Source organism: Protofrankia sp. CiP1_Cm_nod3, from assembly GCF_982290655.1.
Genome location: NZ_CEVIVD010000245.1, coordinates 1 through 4,028 on the forward strand (window position 1 = coordinate 1; position 4,028 = coordinate 4,028).

General features: G+C 69.0%; 4 protein-coding genes and 1 pseudogene. All 5 read left to right on the forward strand.

The window, feature by feature from the left end; translation table 11 throughout:
* Positions 1 to 760: pseudogene (locus AC5LUJ_RS23625) on the forward strand (BREX system serine/threonine kinase PglW); the annotation flags it as partial.
* 198 nt (positions 761 to 958) lie between these two features.
* Positions 959 to 1,930, forward strand: coding sequence for a DNA-processing protein DprA (locus AC5LUJ_RS23630; RefSeq protein ID WP_493465814.1), 972 nt, complete (start codon positions 959 to 961; stop codon positions 1,928 to 1,930).
* Positions 1,931 to 2,166: 236 nt separating this feature from the next.
* Complete coding sequence (locus tag AC5LUJ_RS23635; RefSeq protein ID WP_493465815.1) at positions 2,167 to 2,691, forward strand: phosphoribosyltransferase; 525 nt, start codon at positions 2,167 to 2,169, stop codon at positions 2,689 to 2,691.
* A 195-nt stretch (positions 2,692 to 2,886) separates the two neighbouring features.
* The gene (locus AC5LUJ_RS23640; protein WP_493465816.1) at positions 2,887 to 3,507 is read left to right on the forward strand and encodes a helix-turn-helix domain-containing protein; all 621 of its coding nucleotides are present in this window, start codon (positions 2,887 to 2,889) and stop codon (positions 3,505 to 3,507) included.
* Entirely contained in the window at positions 3,504 to 3,725 is a 222-nt protein-coding gene (locus AC5LUJ_RS23645) for a hypothetical protein (RefSeq protein WP_493465817.1), read from the forward strand. The genes AC5LUJ_RS23640 and AC5LUJ_RS23645 overlap by 4 nt, the downstream gene beginning before the upstream one ends.
* The last annotated feature ends 303 nt before the right edge of the window (positions 3,726 to 4,028 follow it).

Sequence of the window (4,028 nt, forward strand, 5' to 3'; positions counted from 1 at the left end):
TCGGCCGGCGCGCACGGTGTTCGACAGCCCCGACCGGGCGGCCGCGGCGCTCGCCGAGCAGCGGCTCGCCGCCGCCGCCGAGGCCGGCGGTTTCCGGGCGCTCACCGTCCGGCGCAACCACTATCTGGCCGCCCGCGCGGAGCTGGCCAGACCGCACCGGTTCGCCGCCGAGCCGGTCGACGTCGCGGCCGTGTTCCTCGACGCGCTGCACGCCGAGGTCGACCCGCGGCCCAGGCCGACCTGGGCGACGATTCTGCGCGCCGACGCCGCCGAGCCGGGCAGCCGGGAGGCCGGCAACCTCGCCGAGTACGTCCGGACGGCCTGGGAGCGGGCCGCACCACCGCTCGCCGAACTGGTCGACACCCCCGCCAGCCGCACCGAGCCCGACGGCGCTAGGCCCGACGGCGCTAGGCCCGACGGCGCTAGGCCCGACGGCGCTAGGCCCGGCCGCACTGAGCGCGGCCGCACCGGGCCCGGCGGCCGGCCGGCGCCGCTGCTGCTGCACGACGCCGGCGTGTTCGGCCGCTACGGCGGCCGCGGGCTGGACGTGCTGTTCGCGCTCGCCGAGCGGGCCCGCGCCGGCGGCCGGCCGCTGTGGGTGCTGTGCCCGACGACCGAGCCGACCCGCCCGCCGCGCCTCGACGGCGCCCTCGTCCAACTGGTGACCGAGAGCGAGTGGATCGCCCTGCCGGACGCCTGGGTCACCAACCGACACCGATCCGCCGACGAGGACCCCGGCCTCGCCGGCAAGGCATCCTGACGAGACGACCGACCGAGCCCCACGGACACGGCACCGCACAAGTCCGGTGGGGCCGCTCGGCCCGCCTGAAACCGTGAAGGCGCCCGAGATCGCGTTTTTTGGGTCTGCGAGGCATGCCGGCCGCGCGAATGATGATCTGCCGAGCGACACGGGCGAGGCTTCCCGGAGCTGTCAGCGACCACACGTATATTCGCATGTATGTTCGATCGCATCATGGGATGGCTGCCCGCCCGCGGCGCTCGCGTCCACTACGCTGACGGCGTGGCGGAGCCGGGCATCGAGGAGCAGGCGGAGCTCGTCGCGCTGCTTCGGCAGCGGCCGCGCGGGCTCAGCTGGCTTCAGCTCGCCGGTGCCGTGCTGGAGAGCGGGAGTGCTACGGCGGCGCGGGCACAGCTTGTCGCTGACAGCCTCTTCGGCGACGACGACCATACCGTGCTGCTCGACCGGGCGCGGGACGAGGTTCGTGGCTGGCGCGCGGCCGGGCTGGAGTTCCTCTCGATCGCCGACGAGCGCTATCCGGCACGCGTCCGCGACATCCACGAGGCTCCCCCGTTCCTGTTCGCCCGCGGCCGCCTGCTCGCCGACGACAGGGCCGTGTCCGTCGTGGGTTCGCGCAAGGCGTCGGAGCGGGGCCTGAAGATGGCCAGGTCCATCGCTGACACGCTGGTGTCGATGGATCTCACGGTGGTTGCCGGTCTCGCGGCGGGGATCGACACCGCCGCCCACGAGACCGCCCTCGCCCGCGGTGGACGCACCGTGGCCGTCATCGGCACCGGGATCAACAGGTGCTACCCGGCCGCCAACCGCGGGCTTCAGGAGCGCATCGCGAAAACAGGGCTGGTGCTGTCGCAGTTCTGGCCGGACGCGCCGCCTCAGCAGCGTAACTTCCCGATGCGCAACGCGGTGATGTCCGGCTACGGCATCACCACGATCGTCGTCGAGGCGGGGGAACGCAGCGGCGCCCGCATTCAGGCCCGGATGGCGGTGCACCACGGCCGGCCGGTGATCCTGACCGATCTCGTCGTCGACAGCACCGAGTGGGGCAGGGAACTCGTCGGTCGTCCCGACGTGTACGTCGCGTCGTCGATCGCCGAGGTGACAGCCGTGGTCGACAAGCTCGCCGAACGCCCGAGCCAACTGGAAGCGGTTCTCAGCCAGATCACCGTCTGATGGTCACCCACTCGCCCATTCTCGACACTCTCCGTGACTTCATCGGCAGCACAGGAAGCCCGTTCCTCCACAACACCCGATGGGTACCCGGAGTCACCTGCGGCATCTGCACAGGGATTCCGAACCCGCCCTACCCCACCTGTTACAGGTGCGCCGGGCGAGCAGGTAGCGCTGGCTTGGCGGATCACCTCGGATTCGTCACCTACGCGTGGCAGGGTGCGCAGTCGGGTCAGACGATGCACGCCTACAAGCGCGGCGGCGATACGAGCTATCATCTGGTCTCGTCTCTTCTGACCTATGCCGTGGTCGCGCACTGGAACTGCATCGCGGACCGCGCCGGCACGCACCCGGATTCCTGGGCCTACGTCCCGTCGCTGTCCGGCCGGCCGGGCACGCACCCGCTCGCACAGATTGCTTCACAGTTCATGGGACGGGTCCCGCATGTGCCCGTACGCGTGAGCGAGACGATCGACGATCCGCGGTCGTTCAATCCAGCGCACTTCGTCGTGTCTCCTACCGGCCCCCGCCACGTGCTTCTGCTCGAGGACACCTGGGTCAGCGGAGGACGTCTACAGTCGGTGTCCGCCGCCCTCAAGGCCGCGGGTGTTCGCCAGGTCACCGGGCTTTCGGTAGCACGATGGCTTGATCCCAGCGGAAACCCGACGAAGCCCTTCATCGAAGGCCTCACAGAGAACTTCGACCCCGACGTCTGCCCCTATACAGGCACGCACTGTGACGAACAGATCGTGACCGGCTCGTAGGATCGCCACCAAAAGTCCTGGTAGCTTGACGGCGCCTCGTCCAACTGGTGGCCGAGAGCGAGTGGATCGCCCTGCCCGACGCCTGGGTCACCAACCGGCACCGATCCGCCGACGAGGACCCCGACCTCACCAGGCAGGGCATCCTGACGAAACGGTCGAACGAGAGCCCCACGGACGCGGCACCACACAAGCCCTGTGGGGCCGCCCGACCCGCCCGAAACCGTGAAGGCGCCCGAGATTGCGTTTTTTGGGTCTGCGAGGCATGCTGGCCGTGTGAGTGATGATCTGTTGAGCGATCCGGACGACGACCTGCTGACCACGGGGCACGTCGCGGAACTGCTTGGCTGCTCGCGCCAGCACGTGGTCGATCTCTGCCGGCGGGGCCTCCTGCCTCATACCACTGTCGGCAAGCATCGCCGCATCCGCCGCGGCGATCTCACACCGTTTCTCCCGGATGAACTGACCCGCGACCAGGCCCGTTCGCTGTGGCTGCATCAGGCCGTTGCCGGCCGGCTCGTCACCGATCCGGACGGTGTTCTTCAAGCCGCCCGGGAGAACCTGACACGGTTGCTTGAGATTCATCTCGGCGGGGTGACCCGGCACTGGCTCACCATCTGGCAGGACATGCTCGACGCCGGTCCCGACGCGGTGCTGGAGATCCTGACCTCCACCACACCGCACGCCCGCGACCTTCGACAGAACTCGCCGTTCGCCTGCGTCCTCCCGGAAACGGACCGACAGGCAGTCCTGACAGCGTTCCGCGCCAACTGGCGACGGACACACGCGGCATGCAACTGGAGCCCCACGACTGCATGATCGCGAAGCTGGTTGCGGGTCGCGAGAAGGACTTCGCCTTCGCCGACGCGCTTGTCCAAGCCGGGCTGATCGACCCACACGTCCTCGAGAAGCAGCCGAGCAGCGTCCCCGCACATTTCGCTACGATCAAGAGAATCGGGATGTGCCCCCGCGGCCAGCAGACCTTCGGTCAGGGCGTATCCGTATTGACGCCTGAAGCCACAGAGCGCATGCTGTGAGCGCCCTGGGATACACGCCCCGGCGGAAGTGGCGCCCCGACCCTCCGGATGGTGGGTGCGGGGCGTTTGCGCTGTTCAGACATGGTGCACCGTGATCGGGCCATGCAGGGCGAGATACTCACTACGCCTACACGCCTGCCATGCCTGGCCCATCACCCCCACGCTCCACCCATTACGCGAACTGATCGACGAGCTCGCAGCCGGGCATCGGCTCCGCCTCTATCTACCCCCGTAGATCACAAAGGAGCTACCAAGCACAAAAAACCACCGATGGATAGCCTTCCATCCCTGAATAAGATAGGG

Coding starts and splice junctions, on each gene's coding strand:
- AC5LUJ_RS23630 (WP_493465814.1), top strand. CDS start 959: ATGTTCGATCGCATCATGGGATGGCTGCCCGCCCGCGGCGCTCGCGTC.
- AC5LUJ_RS23635 (WP_493465815.1), top strand. CDS start 2,167: ATGCACGCCTACAAGCGCGGCGGCGATACGAGCTATCATCTGGTCTCG.
- AC5LUJ_RS23645 (WP_493465817.1), top strand. CDS start 3,504: ATGATCGCGAAGCTGGTTGCGGGTCGCGAGAAGGACTTCGCCTTCGCC.